The sequence below is a fragment of the Clostridia bacterium genome (genome assembly GCA_017405765.1).
Taxonomy (GTDB): domain Bacteria; phylum Bacillota; class Clostridia; order Oscillospirales; family RGIG577; genus RGIG577.
Genome location: JAFQZS010000025.1, coordinates 1 through 16,208, shown reverse-complemented (window position 1 = coordinate 16,208; position 16,208 = coordinate 1). Strand labels below are relative to the sequence as shown.

The 16,208-nt window shown below is 50.7% G+C and carries 15 protein-coding genes; 11 read left to right on the top strand and 4 right to left on the bottom strand.

Going from position 1 to position 16,208, the window contains the following annotated elements:
- Nucleotides 1–252: 252 nt before the first annotated feature.
- From IJG50_04275 to IJG50_04265, 3 genes are read right to left on the bottom strand one after another with little or no spacing between them, the layout of a single operon-like run.
- Complete coding sequence (locus IJG50_04275; protein MBQ3379067.1) at nt 253–1,323, bottom strand: NADH:flavin oxidoreductase; 1,071 nt, start codon at nt 1,321–1,323, stop codon at nt 253–255.
- A gap of 31 nt (nt 1,324–1,354) precedes the next feature.
- On the bottom strand, nt 1,355–1,858 hold the full coding sequence (locus IJG50_04270; GenBank protein MBQ3379066.1) for a peptidylprolyl isomerase: 504 nt from the start codon (nt 1,856–1,858) through the stop codon (nt 1,355–1,357).
- Entirely contained in the window at nt 1,837–2,388 is a 552-nt protein-coding gene (locus IJG50_04265) for a peptidylprolyl isomerase (GenBank protein ID MBQ3379065.1), read from the bottom strand. The genes IJG50_04270 and IJG50_04265 overlap by 22 nt, the downstream gene beginning before the upstream one ends.
- 310 nt (nt 2,389–2,698) lie before the next feature.
- Between IJG50_04265 and IJG50_04260 the strand changes: the two genes are divergently transcribed.
- The 8 genes from IJG50_04260 to IJG50_04225 all read left to right on the top strand — a co-directional run bounded on the left by IJG50_04260 (nt 2,699) and on the right by IJG50_04225 (nt 9,824).
- Entirely contained in the window at nt 2,699–3,085 is a 387-nt protein-coding gene (locus IJG50_04260) for a helix-turn-helix transcriptional regulator (protein ID MBQ3379064.1), read from the top strand.
- 8 nt (nt 3,086–3,093) lie between these two features.
- Nucleotides 3,094–4,233 (top strand): class I SAM-dependent RNA methyltransferase, encoded by a 1,140-nt coding sequence (locus IJG50_04255; protein ID MBQ3379063.1) that lies wholly within the window; start codon nt 3,094–3,096, stop codon nt 4,231–4,233.
- Between the two features lie 189 nt (nt 4,234–4,422).
- The gene (locus tag IJG50_04250; protein MBQ3379062.1) at nt 4,423–4,713 is read left to right on the top strand and encodes a co-chaperone GroES; all 291 of its coding nucleotides are present in this window, start codon (nt 4,423–4,425) and stop codon (nt 4,711–4,713) included.
- A 37-nt stretch (nt 4,714–4,750) separates the two neighbouring features.
- A complete protein-coding gene (gene groL, locus IJG50_04245; protein ID MBQ3379061.1) occupies nt 4,751–6,382 on the top strand; it encodes a chaperonin GroEL in 1,632 nt (543 codons plus the stop codon).
- A gap of 151 nt (nt 6,383–6,533) precedes the next feature.
- Nucleotides 6,534–7,280: an SDR family oxidoreductase gene (locus IJG50_04240; protein ID MBQ3379060.1), complete on the top strand. Its 747-nt coding sequence runs from the start codon at nt 6,534–6,536 to the stop codon at nt 7,278–7,280.
- Nucleotides 7,281–7,293: 13 nt separating this feature from the next.
- Complete coding sequence (locus IJG50_04235) at nt 7,294–7,707, top strand: hypothetical protein (protein MBQ3379059.1); 414 nt, start codon at nt 7,294–7,296, stop codon at nt 7,705–7,707.
- A 34-nt stretch (nt 7,708–7,741) separates the two neighbouring features.
- Nucleotides 7,742–8,293: a flavodoxin family protein gene (locus IJG50_04230; protein ID MBQ3379058.1), complete on the top strand. Its 552-nt coding sequence runs from the start codon at nt 7,742–7,744 to the stop codon at nt 8,291–8,293.
- A 94-nt stretch (nt 8,294–8,387) separates the two neighbouring features.
- The gene (locus IJG50_04225; GenBank protein ID MBQ3379057.1) at nt 8,388–9,824 is read left to right on the top strand and encodes a spore germination protein; all 1,437 of its coding nucleotides are present in this window, start codon (nt 8,388–8,390) and stop codon (nt 9,822–9,824) included.
- Between the two features lie 359 nt (nt 9,825–10,183).
- On the opposite strand, the gene IJG50_04220 is transcribed toward IJG50_04225, so the two are convergent.
- Nucleotides 10,184–12,178: an FAD-dependent oxidoreductase gene (locus IJG50_04220; GenBank protein MBQ3379056.1), complete on the bottom strand. Its 1,995-nt coding sequence runs from the start codon at nt 12,176–12,178 to the stop codon at nt 10,184–10,186.
- Between the two features lie 201 nt (nt 12,179–12,379).
- On the opposite strand from IJG50_04220, the gene IJG50_04215 reads away from it, so the two are divergent.
- The 3 genes from IJG50_04215 (at nt 12,380) to IJG50_04205 (ending at nt 14,992) form a co-directional block, all read left to right on the top strand.
- Entirely contained in the window at nt 12,380–12,937 is a 558-nt protein-coding gene (locus tag IJG50_04215) for a hypothetical protein (GenBank protein MBQ3379055.1), read from the top strand.
- A gap of 87 nt (nt 12,938–13,024) precedes the next feature.
- Complete coding sequence (locus IJG50_04210; protein MBQ3379054.1) at nt 13,025–13,774, top strand: hypothetical protein; 750 nt, start codon at nt 13,025–13,027, stop codon at nt 13,772–13,774.
- A 36-nt stretch (nt 13,775–13,810) separates the two neighbouring features.
- Complete coding sequence (locus IJG50_04205) at nt 13,811–14,992, top strand: coenzyme F420-0:L-glutamate ligase (GenBank protein MBQ3379053.1); 1,182 nt, start codon at nt 13,811–13,813, stop codon at nt 14,990–14,992.
- Nucleotides 14,993–16,208 lie beyond the last annotated feature (1,216 nt).

The window sequence follows — 16,208 nt, the reverse complement described above, 5'->3', positions numbered from 1 at the left end:
TTGCAGCAATTCACGAATTTTCTCCCTCCGTGCTCGTTCCTCGGAACTGCGTTTTCTTCTGCTGCTCATAATTAAACCTCCAATATGGTGCTTCTATTTTACACCTTATCGGAGGTTTACACAATTTTCGGGACGGCCTCAGAAAAAACGACCTCACCCTTTTTTAGGATGAGGTCTGTTTTTGTGATCGTGATGTCAAAAAGCCTTAACTTAATGCAACGGCCTTTTCGGCCTTCTCTTTTTTTTATCAGCTTACGCCTGCTTTTTTGCGGCCGCCTTTCTTGCGGGGCAGTTGTCAAGCGCGCCCATAAACCAGCGGCAGGCGGGCTTGCAGTGGAAGCAGGGATTGGGCTCTATGCCTGCCTTTATCTTGTTCGGCCACTCGTAGTCGGCAAGTATCGGGCGCGCGAGAGCAACAAAGTCTACCATGCCGGAGTCAACGAGCTTGTGAGCGCGCTCGGCGGTATCTATGTTGTTTACGGCAATAACGGGGATGTTTACTTCCTTCTTTATCATTATAGCCGTATATATCATGGAGTTCCATTCGGAATATTCCTCCGGTACGGGCACCTGCTCTCTCGGCGACGCGCCGTAGGAAACGTGCAGGTAGTCGCAGCCTGCCGCCTCGAACATCTTTGCGGCCGCGATGCCGTCCTCAAGAGAGGTCATGGCGCCGCCGTAGCGTATGCCTATGATAAAGTCGTCGCCGCATTCCTTGCGGACGCGCTTCATTATATCGAGTGCAAGGCGCGCGCGGTTCTCAACGCTGCCGCCGTATTCGTCGGTGCGCTTGTTCGTGTTGTCGGAGAGGAAGTAGCTGAGTAAATAAGTATGCGCGCCGTGAAGCTCAACGCCGTCCATGCCCGCCTTTTTGCAGCGTATCGCCGTATCCACGAACTGCTGCTCCACCTTCTTTATTTCCTCCTTCGTCATGCCGATACCGTCTACCGGCTTTCCGTAAAGCGTGGCGGTGATGTCCGAGGGCACCTTCTTCGGGCCGGGAACGGACTGTATGCCGCCGTGATGTATCTGCGCTATAATGCCAAGTCCCTCGTCGTGAACGGCCTTCGCTATCTTTGAAAGCCCCTCTATCGACTCGTCGTCCCATGCGGCTATCTGCGTGGGATGGAGCTTTGCCGTAGGCTCAACGCAGATGGCTTCGGTTATTATAAGGCCCGCGCCGCCCTTTGCCACATTCCTGTAATGCTCCACGTTCTTTTCGGTAACGCGGTTGTTGTCCGTCCAGTTCATGCAGACAACGGGCGGGAAAACGATGCGGTTCTTGGCGGTAACGCCCTTTAATTTGTATTCGGAAAATAACATGATTGACCCCCTTGTTTATTTTTAAATTTATTTATTTTTTAATCGTTGCGTTTTTTACTACTATAGGCACGACGGGGGAGAGATCCTCGTCCACACTGCATTGAGAAATGCTTTTTATATGGTCGTATCCGTCCGTCACGCGGCCTATCGTTTTAAAAAGTATCTCGTGTCCGCCGGAGAAGATCGGCTTGTCCGTAAGAAGGAACGCAAGCTGCATCTTTGCAAGATAAGGATATTTCGACGTTATAAGCGCGAGAGAACCTTCCCTGTAGGGAAGCTCCGCGTCGGCGCCGTCCGAGTCGGCGTCAGCTTCGTCAACGTCGGCGGCATACACCCCGTAGCCGTTCAGATCGTAATATCCGAACTGTAAGTATTCATCGCGCGCACACGTGTGAAACGACAGCCCGTCGTAATAGCTTTCCGAAAACGCCGTAAGCACCTTGGACGCCGATGAGGGCGTCTTGTCGCAAAAAAGCTCTATCGTTATATCGCCGCCTCGTTCGAGGTGCAGCGTTATGCGCGGGCGCTGCTCCATTTTAGTCCTCCCTCCGGATATAAGTTCTTCACCATTATCGTTTTCTTAGGCGTGAGGTATTCGTCGGTCTCCACCTGAGACATCTCGCGCGCTATTTCAAGCCCCTCTATCACCTTGCCTATGGGACGAAGTATAACGGGCGATCCGTTCGGCGTGGTTATGGGCTTATCGGTGAGGATAACGGCAACCTGCTGACGCCACGTTTCGGGAAGGCGCGGCTCAACGAGCGCGAACGTTCCGCATTCATGGGGATATATCTCCTTGGAGCCGATATTGTCGTAATCGTCTACGTCTTCTCTGAAAAGCTCCTCAACTTCCTCGCCGTATCCGCGTCCGTAGCCGTTCTTGTCAAAAAAGCCGATGGCTATCGCCGCGTCCTTTATAGCGGAATGAACGGGCACCCATTCGTATTCGTATGTTTCTATGCCGCCAAGCAGAAACTGCACGTTGAAAGGCGCGCGTTCGGGATAAAGCTCAACTTTTATCTCTCTTTCGTCCTCAAACTTGATGGTTATTATCGGATTTGCCATTTATACGCATCCTCCTTAAAAATTTTTTTACATTTATAATATTGACTCTGTTTGACCGCATATTGTATACTATGTATTGAAATTTACTAAGTACTCTCAAAAACGAAAGTACAGAACTTCCCGGTAATTCAACGATATTGTAGCAATAAACGGGCTAAAAATCAAGTAATTACTATTTAGTAAGTATAAATCGTTTACAATATTTATAATATTATAACTTCATTATATAAAGAAGAGATGCATTCTGCAAGCATATATATAATAATGAGTTGCTTTTATGTATAAAGGAGGCTTTAAAGTGAGTAAATACATGGATACGCCGATCAAATGTCCTGTAAAGCATACGCTTGATATTATCGGCGGCAAGTGGAAGGCAAGGATTTTGAGCTTTTTAAAATACCGTTCGCTCCGCACAAGCGAGATAAAACGCGCGCTGGGCAATATAACGGACAAGGTTTTAAGCGACCAGCTCAAGGAGCTTCAAAGCGACGGCCTTATAGAACGCCACGACTATCAGCAGATACCGCCGAAGGTTGATTATACGCTTACGCCTAAGGGAAGAACGCTTCTTCCGATAATCGATCAGATGATCGCATGGGGAATGGAGGACATGAAGCGCACAGGTGAGCTTCCCGTGGATTGGACGCCCCAGAAGCACGCGGAACGTCTGTTTGATTCGCCGCGCAGAACGGCATAAGAGCGGCCATGAGAGATCTAAAAATGTCTGCGCCGTGCCTTTTCGGGCTCGAGGGGCTTTTATCCGAGGAGCTTAAAAGACTGGGACTTGAAACACAGCCCCAAAACGGGCGCGTCGTATTTTTCGGAAATGAACTTGACATGGCGCGCGCAAACGTGTTCTCACGATTTGCGGAGCGCATACAAATAGTTGTGGGCGAATTTGAAGCGACCACCTTCGACGAGCTGTTCGAGGGGACAAAGGCGCTTGAGTGGGAGGCGTATCTTCCCATGGACGCGGAATTTCCGGTAAAGGGATATTCGCTTAATTCCACGCTTCATTCCGTGCCCGACTGCCAGGCCATAATAAAAAAAGCCGTAGTAGAGCGTTTAAAGGGAAAATACCGCGTTTCCTGGTTCAAGGAGACGGGCGCAAAATATCAGCTGCAGTTTTCCATAATGAAGGATAAGGTCACGCTGCTTATTGATACGAGCGGCGACGGCCTTCACAAGCGCGGCTACAGAAGAAACGCAAACGAGGCCCCGCTTCGTGAAACGCTTGCGGCGGCGATGGCGTATATCGCGCGCTTTCACGAAGATGAGCAGTTCGTAGATCCCATGTGCGGCTCGGGAACTATTCTTATCGAGGCGGCGATGATACGCACGAGGACCGCGCCGGGCATAAGCAGGCGCTTTGCAGCCCAGCGGTGGGATAATTTCACGAAAAGCATATGGCAGCGGGCGCGCGCCGAGGCCGAAGCGCAGAAAAAAGACGTAACGCTCAAGCTCTATGGCTATGATATAAGCGAAAAGGCGCTTGCGCTTACCGCCGAGAACGCGAAAAAAGCCGGCATGGAGAAGCATATCACCCTGCAAAGAACGGGCATCGCGCGCCTAAAGCTGCCCGAGGGCGGCGGCCTTATCGTAACAAATCCGCCCTACGGCGAGCGTATGCTCGAGCTTGAGCGCGCAAGGGAGCTTTATAAAACTCTGGGCGCGCTTTATAAAAGAGTTGACGGCTGGCGCTATTTCGTAATATCGTCGGACGCGGAGTTTGAAAAATATTTCGGGAAGCAAGCCGACAAGAAGCGAAAGCTCTACAACGGAATGATAAAGTGCGATTACTACCAATATTACAAGCATGTGAAGAAAACGCCGCCAAAACGGTGAAAACGAGAGCAAGCGGATGAATTTGGGAGTAAATAAGGCGTAATCTAAAAAATCGGGCATTTTTGCATATTGATATATTTTCCGCATTTGTCTTATTATAATGACTGTAATCAGCACTCGCAAGCGTCGAGTGCTAATAAATTGGAATAATAATAATAAATTATCAGATATATGAAGGAGGACAATCACATGAATCTTAAACCCTTAGGCGACAGAGTCGTATTAAAGCTCGACGAAGTTATCGAAAAGACGAAAAGCGGCATAGTGCTTGCAGGTTCCGCAAAGGAAAAGCCGCAGACGGCAAAGGTCGTTGCAGTAGGCCCCGGCGGTCTCGTAGACGGCAAGGAAGTTAAAATGGAAGTTAAACCGGGCGACACCGTGCTTATAAATAAGTATACGGCGTCCATGGGCGAAGTAAAGATAGACGACGAAGAGTATCTTATCATTCGTCAGGGCGAAATTCTCGCAATAGTTGAATAATTCGCCGATTTGATCATTTGAAAGGAGATAGTATTTTATGGCAAAAGATATTTTATACAGCGAAGACGCGCGCAAGGCGCTGCTTACGGGCATCGACAAGCTTTCCGATACGGTAAAGATCACGTTGGGCCCCAAGGGAAGAAACGTAGTTTTAGACAAGAAGTTCGGCGGCCCGCTCATCACTAACGACGGCGTTACCATCGCAAAAGAGATAGAGCTTGACGACCCCTTTGAGAACATGGGCGCTCAGCTCGTTCGCGAGGTGGCGACCAAGACGAACGACATCGCAGGCGACGGCACCACGACGGCTACGCTGCTTGCACAGGCTATAATCCGCGAGGGCATGAAGAACGTTGCCGCAGGCGCAAACCCGATGATCTTAAAGCGCGGTATTCAGAAGGCCGTTGACGTTGCCGTTTCCGCAATAGGCGATCACAGCCAGCAGATAAACGGCACTAAGGACATCGCCCGCGTTGCAACGATATCGGCAGGCGACGAGTTCATCGGCCAGATAATCGCAGATGCTATGGATAAGGTAACGACCGAGGGCGTTATCACCGTTGAGGAATCGAGGACCGCAGAGACTTACGTTGAGATAGTTGAAGGTATGCAGTTCGACCGCGGATATATTTCGCCTTATATGATAACCGACAACGACAAGATGGAAGCTGTTTTGGAGGACGCATACATCCTTCTCGTTGAAAAGACCATATCCAACATCCAGGATGTTTTACCGCTTCTTGAGCAGGTAGTTCAGGCGGGCAAAAAGCTTCTCATAATCGCAGAAGACGTTGACGGCGAGGCGCTTGCAACGATACTCGTAAACAAGCTTCGCGGCACGTTCACCTGCGTATGCGTAAAGGCTCCCGGCTTCGGCGACAGACGTACCGAAATGCTCAAGGATATCGCTATCCTCACCGGCGGCCAGCTCATCTCCGAAAAGCTCGGTCTTGACCTTAAAGAAACGCAGATGGATCAGCTCGGCCGTGCAAAGCAGGTAATAGTATCGAAGGATAAGACCATCATCGTAGGCGGCATGGGCGACAGCGACGAAGTTAAATCAAGAGTATCCGAGATAAAGACTCAGCTCGACCTTACTACCTCCGAATTCGACCGCGAGAAGTTGAGCGAGCGTATAGCAAAGCTCTCCGGCGGCGTTGCGGTCCTCAACGTAGGCGCAGCTACCGAGACCGAGATGAAGGATAAGAAGTTAAGAATAGAAGACGCCCTTGCAGCTACCCGCGCAGCGGCAGAGGAAGGCATAATCGCAGGCGGCGGCAGCGCGCTTCTTAACGTTATCCCCGAGGTAGAGGCTCTGCTTCAGATAACCGACGGCGACGAAAAGACCGGCGTTAAGATAATCATGAAGGCGCTTGAGGAGCCCGTTCGCCAGATCGCCAAGAACGCAGGTCTTGAGGGTTCGATAATCATCGACACGATAAAGAAGGCCAAGGACAAAAACTGCGGCTTCGACGCGGCTAAGGAAGAATACGTAGACATGATAGAGGCCGGCATCGTCGATCCGGCAAAGGTAACGAGAAGCGCTCTTGAGAACGCGGCTTCCGTTGCCGCTATGGTACTCACCACCGAGGCCATAGTTACCGATAAGAAGGAAGAAAACGCAGCTCCTCCGATGCCTCCGATGGGCGGCGGCATGGGCATGTACTAAGCCTGTTAAGCATAATACGCATATCATATCAAAACGAACGTCCGGTCTCCCGCAAAACGCGGGCGGCCGGGCTTTTTATATAAGAAGCAGGCTTCGGCGGCGTTTTCTTGTATTAGACGTTTCGTTGTGGTACAATATAATAAAAGGAGTAATGCTCATGCCTAAGACCGTGCTTATAACGGGCGCTTCGCGCGGGATAGGGCGCGCCTGCGCCCTGGCTTTTTCAAAACGCGGAGCAAACGTTGTGATAAATTACAATAAGAGCGAAGAAAAAGCAAAGGACCTTCTTTCGGAAATATCAAAAAAGCATGAAAATGCGCGCACGCTTTTAATAAAGGCCGACGTATCGCGCGCCGACGAGGTGCGCGCTATGTTTTCTCGGATAAAAGAGACCTTCGGCGGCGTTGATATACTCATAAACAACGCGGGGATATCGAAAAGCGGCCTTTTTACCGATATAACGGACGACGAGCGCGACGAGCTTTTCGGCGTGAACGTATACGGCGCGTTCAACTGCGCGCGCGAGGCGCTGCACTTTATGATAAATAAAAAGAGCGGCCGCATAATAAACGTATCGTCGATGTGGGGGCTTTCGGGCGCGTCGTGCGAGGTGCATTATTCCGCCTCAAAGGCGGCGCTCATCGGCTTTACGCGCGCTTTGGCAAAGGAGCTCGCTCCCTCCGGCATAACGGTGAACGCCGTGGCTCCCGGCGTTATAGATACCGATATGAATAAGAATTTAAGCGAAGCCGACTTATGCGCGTTATGCGAAGAAACGCCTTTGGGAAGGCTGGGAACGCCCGAGGACGTCGCGGCGGCGGCAGTTTTTTTAGCCTCCGATGAGGCGGGCTTCATAACGGGGCAGGTCATTTCGGTAGACGGCGGCTTTCTTGTATAAATGAGGTGACCATATGGCATACTTCGTGTTTTTTGTTATACTCATAGTTATAGTGATACTTGCGTCATCATATATGCGTTCGCGAAGGGGCGGCGCGTCCTCTTACGACCCTTTTTGCACCTACGGCAGGGAAGACGAACAGTCGGGGACGCATGACGGGCGGACGCGCATTTCTGCGGGAAAGTACGTTATAGACGAGGATATCGAAGCGGGAAAGTACGACTTTGTGCTCATCTCGGGCGAGGGCCTTTTAAAATACCGCGATATGGGAGAGAGCGAGTATCCCGTTTTGATAGAATTCGGTTTTTCGGGCGCAAAGCGGGCCACGCGGTACAGAAATCTCGTATGTGCGCGCGGCGGAGAGCTTGTTCTTACGGGCTCCGTCGTGCTTGAGATACAAAATTCCAAAAAGACCGTTGTAAACTGATTTTTTTGATACTAAATAAGGGAGGAAATATTTTATGAAGGTATTTATTGCATTTGCGGGGCCGCGCCTCAAGGGGAATACGGCGCAGCTTTTGGAGTCGTTTGTAAGCGGCATGAAGTCGGCGCGCGCCGATATAGACTTTGTTGACGGCAAGGTGTATCAGAAGAAGATAAACTACTGCCGCGGCTGCGAGGCGTGCAAAACGAAAACGGGCGTATGCGTTCAGCACGACGAGATGTTCGATATGTATGACGATATATATTCAAGCGACGTGCTCGTTATGGCGGCGCCCACGTATTGGTTCAATATGTCGGGACAGCTCAAGGTATTTCTTGACAGGCTGTACGGCATGAAGGCGGGCGGCATGAGAAACAAGACGCTCGTTTACATAACTACATACGGCGACGTTGACGAATACGCCTCCGGAGCGCACAACGCCATAAACTCCATAAAGGAGATATCGGAATACCTTGGCGTACCGTATGAGGCCGTGTACGCATCCACGGGCATGGGCTCCGTATCGAAGGCGGCGCTTGAAAAAGCGTTCAGGCAGGGCGAGGAGGTCGCAAAGTCGATAAAGAAGTAAGTGCGGATAATTAAACGGGCAGATACAAAGTATCTGCTCATTTTTTTTGCATATATCGCCGTAAAATTGGGCAAAACAGCCTTGAGGTGAGCATATGGCACAGAATCCGGCGCACTGGGTGTTTTCCGGGGATCATACGGACAATACGAGAATAATGGACGAACAGCTCAAAGTAGACAAAAGCTTTGATATAACTACGCGAGCGATTAATGCGGGCGGGCGAGAATGCAGGATATATTTCTTAAACGGCTTCATAAAAGACCTTATCTTTGAAAACGTGATACAGCATCTTATGTGCGCCGATAAAAGAAGCATAGCGCAGTGCAAAAGCGCTAAGCAGTTCATAGACGGCTTTATCCCTTACGACGACGTAAAAGAGGACAAAAGCATAGCCGAGGCGATCGAGGCCGTGCTTTCGGGGCGCATAATACTGCTCGTACAGGGTCTGGACAGCGCCATAGTTATAGACGCGCGCACGTATCCGGCAAGAGAAGTAGGCGAGCCGGAGAACGACAGGGTGCTTCGCGGATCGCGCGACGGCTTCGTTGAAACGCTTCTTTTCAACGCCGCGCTCATCCGCCGAAGGATACGAAATAAACAGCTCGTTATAGAAAAGATACAGGTGGGACATGATTCAAAGACGGACGTCGCCGTTTGTTATATGGAGGATATCGTTGACAAAAACCTTCTCTATAACACGAAGTCGGCGCTTCGTTCGATAAAGAGAGACGCGCTTTCTTTCGGGCAGGAGAGCCTTACGGAAAGCCTTATAAAAAAGCAGTGGTACAATCCGTTTCCGAGAGTGCGGTATACCGAACGGCCCGACGCGGCCGCATCGAATATCCTCGAAGGGAGAATAATCATACTTGTGGACAATTCTCCCGCCGCAATGATAGTGCCTACGTTTTTTCTCGATTTCATGCAGGAGACGAACGACTATTATTTCCCGCCGCTCATAGGAACGTATTTAAGAGCGGTGCGCGCCGTCGTGTATTTTGTAACTCTTTTTATGATACCAGTGTGGTACTGCTTTATAAAGAACGACTGGCGCTTGCCCGACTACCTCGTTTTTATAGAGATCGAGCACGAGATACATCTGCCGATAATCGTTCAGCTTTTGATAATAGAGCTTCTCGTCGAATGCATGAGGATCGCCTCGCTCAATACGCCGAATGCGCTAAGCAATTCGTTTTCGGTGATAGGCACGCTTATATTGGGCGAGTTCGGCGTTGAATCGGGCTGGTTCGTGCCGGAGGTGATATTTTTCATGGCGTTCGTCGCCATTGCCAATTTTACACAGCCGAGCTTTGAGCTTGGCTATACGTTCAAGCTCTTTCGCATATTTATGATAATACTTACGGCGATATTGGGGCTTTGGGGGCTTATCGCGGGCGTTGCGATAATGGCGGCGGCCGCGCTTACAACGAAGACCGTATCGGGGGAGCCGTATATGTATCCGCTGATACCGTTTGACAAAAATGCGCTGAAGGATCTTTTTATGCGCGAGAGCATAAAGCGGGGGAATAACTGACGCGCCGCTCCTTATAGAACTGCGTTATAAGGTTCCTTTTCAAGTTTGCTTTTTCTTGCTTGCAAAGCAAGCAGAAATTTTAGAACCAAGGTTCTAAGACTCCTTTTCGCCTGCGCGGCGGGCGGTTCTAAAGCCTTCCCCTTGAGGGAAAGGTGCCCCGCAGGGGCGGATGAGGTGTTATAGAACTGCGTTCTATAACATTCTATTCAATTATCCTTTCCCTTGCTTTTAAGCAAGAGAAGAAAACTTGAATAGGAGTATTAGAACGCAGTTCTAAATAAACTCCCCGCTGCGCGGGGCAAAAAAGGGGAGCGGACTTCATTCCGCTCCCCTTTATGATGATTTTCTATAAACAAAGCTTAGATCTCAAGCGCGCACTTCGTTGCGGCTGCAACTGCGTTTAATATCTTTGCAGGCTTCTCTGCGTCGCCTATAAGATGAACGTTTGCGCTGTCTTTAAGCTCCTCGTAAAGCTTGTTTTCGCTTCTGTAGCCAACGCTTACGATAACGGTATCGGCAGGAATCTTCGTTTCCTTGCCTTCTTCGTCTGCTACGATCACCGCGCCGTCGGATATCTCCTTTACCTTCGTGAGCGTGTAGCTCTTTACGCCGAGGCGGGCAAGCTGCTTGAGAACCGGCCAGCCGGTGCCGAGGTCGAAGCCGGCGCCGATCTTTTTCTGCATCTCAACTATCGAGATCTTGCGGTTGGGCGTATTGAGAAGCGAGCTTATCTTTTCGGGCGTTTCGGCCTGATGTATCGAAAGGAAGTATAAAAGCTCGGGGCTTATCGTGCTGTCCTCAGCGAGAAGCTGAGCCACCTCGCAGCCTACGGAGCCGCCGCCTATGATAACGGTGTTCTCTCCGGGGAACGCCTTATTAGTAAGCACGTCAACGGCGGAAACTATCTCAACGCCCTTCTTGTTGCCGGGGAAGTCTATCATAACGGGATTGGAGCCGGTAGCGATAACAACGTCGTCAGCGCCGAACGCGGTAACTGACGCCTTGTCGGCCTCTTTATTGTAAACGATCTCAACGCCCTTTTCTGCGCACATGTTCTTTAAGTATTTTGAAAACAGATTGAAGTCGGCTTTTCCGGGAGGAGTTGCGGCAAGCGATATCTGACCGCCCGCTTTGTCCGACTTCTCCCAAACGGTCACGCTGTGGCCGCGGTCCGCAAGCTCGATGGCAGCCGTAAGACCTGCGGGGCCCGCGCCTATCACGAGCACCTTCTTCTTCTTGTCGGCCGGCTTCTTTATAAGCTGAGTCTCGTATCCCGCGTATGCGTTTACGGTGCATTCTATCGGGCGGCGGAAGAACGTTCTCGCAAGACAGCCCTGGTTGCAGCCGATGCAGTTTCTTACTATGTCCTCGCGTCCCGCCTGAACCTTGTTGGGAAGCTCGGGATCGGCGATGAGCGGACGGCCGAAGCCGATAAGATCGGCCATGCCCAAAGCAAGAACCTTCTTCGCGGAAGTGATGTCGTTAAAGCGGTTCGACGCCATAACGGGGATGTTTACGGCCTTCTTTATCGCGCCCGCAAGATATGCGAATCCGCCGTGCGGCAGATCGCCGGGGAGCTGCGGAACGACCGTCTCGTGCCAGCCGCCGGTCACGTCAAGCATATCAACGCCTGCTTCCTCGGCTATCTTTGCAAATTTAACGGCGTCCTCATTAGTATTGCTGCCGGGGATAAAGTCGTTGCCGGCAACGCGGATTATAACGGGATAGTCGGGGCCTACGGCCTCGCGAACGGCCTTTATTACGAGCACGGGGAAGCGCGTGCGGTTCTCCCAGCTTCCGCCGAATTCATCGGTACGAAGATTGGTAACGGGCGAGAGGAACTGCGAGATAAGATATCCGGCCGAGCCTATGATCTCAACTACGTCGAAGCCTGCGGCCTTTACCTTGGCGGCAGCCTCCGCAAAACGCTTTATAACGAGGTCTATTTCGTCCTTCGTCATCTCATTAGGCGTCTCTCTTGTGAACTTTGAAAATACTGCGGAGGGAGCAAGCGTCTTTTCGTTGTCCTTCGTGCTTGCGTAGCGGCCTGCTTCGTACATCTGAAGGCCTACCTTCGCGCCGCGCTTGTGCATTTCGTCGGTGAATACCTTGCAGTCCTCAACGAATGAGGGCTTCGTTACGTCGAGCATCATTGCCGCGCCGCCGAACTCGTCGATACGGCAGCCGCCGATGATGATAAGGCCCGCGCCGCCCTCTGCGCGCTTGTAGTAATACTGGGAAAAGCGCTCCGTCATAACGCCGTCGGGCGTGTAGAGATGATGGAGCGGGGGCATTACGATGCGATTTTTCAAGGTCATGCCGTTGATCGTGATAGGTGTGAATAATTTATCCATAACAAACTCCCTTATTATTTTATAATTTTTATATATTTTATCATAAAAAAATGCGGCTTTCAATGCAGATAAAACAAATTAACGCTTTTTTTGGAAAAAAACAATAAGTCACGCGTATGCGGCGTTGACAGCCCCCTTTTTCCGGTATATATAATGAAGTGAAACCGTGCCGCACAAATGCATTTAATATAAGGAGAAGACATGGATATATCCGATGATATGATTTCGCGGACGCCCCTTGCCGTTGATACAACGGCGAAGGCCTCAAAAGAAGAGATAATGACCCGAAAAAAGAAGCTTACATCGCTTTACGCCGATAAAGTCAAAGAAAAGAAGAGCATAAATGAAATGTGCGCCATTATTGAGAAGGAGCTTTCGGGACAGCAGATAAGCATCGATCTTATGGAGGAATGCAGGCGAAAGATATTTGAGTTTGATCTGCAAGGGTACAAAAAGTCCCGTGGACTGCGCGTGTCCGGCGCGGATCCGGCCGTCATTTACGCCATACCGCGCACCGAGGCGTCGGAAAGGTATTACCGTGCGGGATTTACAAAAGAGAAGCTGCGGGGATACGAGGACAGCATCATCGTCATACTTGTACCCGGACTCCCATATTATCTTTACTCGAACTGCGCCGCCCTGTCGCTTTGGCTCTCGCTTGAATACGGCGTGTCAACAGAGGATATAAAGAACAAAAGCGACGAGTATTATATTTATCTTACGAATATAGGGATATACGAAAGCGGTATTTTCGGATAAAAAGCATCGGGTTCTTTGCATAATTATATACTTTTTTCAAAACATATGGTAAAATCTTATAAGAATATTTCGTTTGAGGTGATATAAGTGACGCATTATGAGCTTATGTTTAAAAGGCGCTCCGTAAGGCATTTTAGGCCCGAGCCGCTCGACGAGGCGACTCTTTCGGAGGTGAGAAAGGCGATAAAGCGCCTGCGGCCGCTTTACCGCAACGTCCGCACAAAGATAGAGATAGTAGACGATATAGGCACAGAGCCCATGTTCGAGGTTATGCCGCCTCATTTTATCGTGTTCAAGTCGGCAATAAAGGATACGACAAATATGAATGCGGGCTATATGCTTGAACAGCTCTCGCTGGAGCTTTCCAACATGGGCATAGGAAGCTGCTTTATCGCACAGCAGCGTCCGTCTCAGGAGGTCCTCGACAGCATAGCGCTTCCAAAAGGCGAGTATATCATCATGATGGGCATAGGCCGCCCGAACATGAACCTTTTAAGAGAATCGACCGATAAATTCGACCGTATGCCGCGCGGGCAGTTTTTAAGAAAGGGCGAATATACGGAGGCGATAGAGGCCTGCCGCCTTGCGCCGTCAAGCCATAATAAGCAGCCGTGGTGCATGATAAACGACGGGACGGTGCTTCATATATTCAGCAAAAAAGTTTCGGATCCGCCCCTGCCGATATATAAGACACTTGACAGTATAGACATAGGTATATTATTATATCATGTGGTGGTTTCTTCAAGGGAGGCAGGATTCGACGGCATTCAGGAATTTGTTTTCGAAGGCTCCAGTCAGGCCCCCGAAGGATTTTATTATATAACATCTATCATATGATGAGAAGAAATTTTATTAGACAAGGATGAGTGAAAAATGAGGACTGTTGGCGTTACTTCGAGAGGCATAAGAGCCCCGATAATCAAAAAGGGCGACGATCTTTGCAAAATAGTTGTGGATTCGGTGCTTAACGCATCAAAGCATGAGGGATTTGAGCTTAAAGACCGCGACGTTATAGGCATAACGGAATCCATCGTTGCGCGTTCGCAGGGAAATTACGCAACGCTTGACAACATAGCAAGCGATATAAAGGCGAAGTTCGGCGAGGATGCGACCGTTGGTCTTATCCATCCGATACTCAGCCGCAACCGCTTCTCCATGATATTAAAGGGCATTTCCATGGGCGTAAAGAAGCTTTACATACAGCTTTCCTATCCGTCCGACGAAGTGGGAAATCCGCTCGTATCGTGGGACATCCTCGATGAACACGGCATAAACCCGTACACCGACGTATTTACGGCGGAGGAATTCAAGAAAAAACTGGGCGACGTAAAGCATCCCTTCACCGGCGTTGACTATATAGAGTTTTATAAAGAGATATGCGGCGGCAAGGCCGAGATAATCCTTGCAAACGACGCGGTAGAGATACTCAAATATACGAAGAACGTAATAAATGCGGATATCCACACGCGATTCCGCACGCAGAAGCGTTTACTCAAGGCGGGCGCCGAGAAGGTTTTAGGCCTTCACGAGCTTATGAACGCCCCCGTTGACGGCAGCGGTTATCATCCCGATTACGGACTTTTGGGCTCCAATCTTGCGACCGACACTTCGATAAAGCTGTTCCCGCGCGACTGCCAGGCGCTCGTTACGAAGATAGCGGCCGAGATGAAAGAAAAGACCGGCAAGAATATCGAAGTTATGGTATACGGCGACGGCGCGTTCAAGGATCCCGTAGGCGGTATCTGGGAGCTTGCAGACCCCGTAGTTTCGCCCGGCTGCACTCCGGGACTTATCGGTACGCCGAACGAGATAAAGATGAAGTATATCGCCGACAACGAGCTTCATCACCTTTCGGGCGAGGATGCGGCCGACGCTATGCGCGAGGTCATCCGCAAAAAGAGCGACAACCTTATAAATAATATGGCGTCGCAGGGCACGACTCCGCGCCAGCTTACCGACCTGCTCGGAAGCCTCTGCGACCTTACGAGCGGCAGCGGCGACAAGGGTACGCCGATAATCCTCGTACAGGGCTATTTCGACAACTACGCAGACTGATACAGCACAATATGAAAAAGGGCGTGACCGAAGCGGTCACGCCCTTTTTTAGGGCATGGGCACTAAGACTCGCTTGCGCCTCCCCGCGAGGCGCAGGATCTCCCCCTTGTCATCCCAGCGCGCCCCCTTTTGTCATCCTGAGCGAAGCGAAGGATCTTATGTACACGCTCCCCACATTGCAGGGAGTTTCCCCCTACCGGTCACCCGGAGGCTCCGCAGGGGCCGTGGCAATCCGTACTCCTACGCATAGGCCCCCCGCAAGGCAGGGCGCTTCATTAGAACTGCGTTCTACGACTTCCTTTTCAAGTTTTCTTTTTCTTGCTTGAAAAGCAAGGGAAATTTTTTAGAACTCCGTTCTAAAGACTTTATCCCCTGCCGGGGGGCGTACTTTTCACGGGAAAAGTACCAAAACCGCCGGGGGACGCGGCAAGGGGAGTTGCGAGGCAGTAAAGGGCAGACTTAGTGCAGTCCTAATAGCCGCTTTCCCCCGGACCCCCTTTTTAGGGCCGACTTGAAAGCACTCATCATTCTAGGTACTTACAGCCATCACTGGTGTTCCGCGGCCGAGCCGCTCCAAGTCTTTGGTGCCCGTTGGTTGTGGGCGGCATTAAACAAGCTGCTTTTTAGCAATAGCTTCCTTCTGGCGAGCGCGCACCACCCTCTTTCGGTCATTGCGAGGAGCGAAGCGACGTGGCAATCCGTACTCCTTCGCGTATGCCTCTCACACGAGGCAGGGACGCCCCCTTGTCATCCTGAGCTCCCCCTCGGTCATCCTGAGCCTCCCCATTTGTCATCCTGAGCCTCCCCATTTGTCATCCTGAGCGAAGCGAAGGATCTTTCTGCGTAAGATTCTTCGTCGCTTCGCTCCTCGACAATGACAGTGGGGGAAGCCCGCCGTGGGGCGGGGTGCATATTTAGAACTGCGTTCTACGACTCCTTTTCAATATACTTCCCTTGCTTTGAAAGCAAGAAGAATTTTTAGAACCAAGGTTCTAAGACTCCTTTTCGCCTACGCGGCGGGCGGTACTTTTCACGGCCAATCCACCCCAAAAAATCCGCTTCGCGTATTTTTAGGGGACCCCGGCGTACCAAAACCGCCGGAGGACGCGGCAAGGGGAGTTGCGGGGCAGCAAATGGCAAACTTAGTGCAGTCCTAATAGCCGCTTTCCCCCGGACCCCCTTTTTAGGGCCGACTTACAGCACTCATCATTCTAGA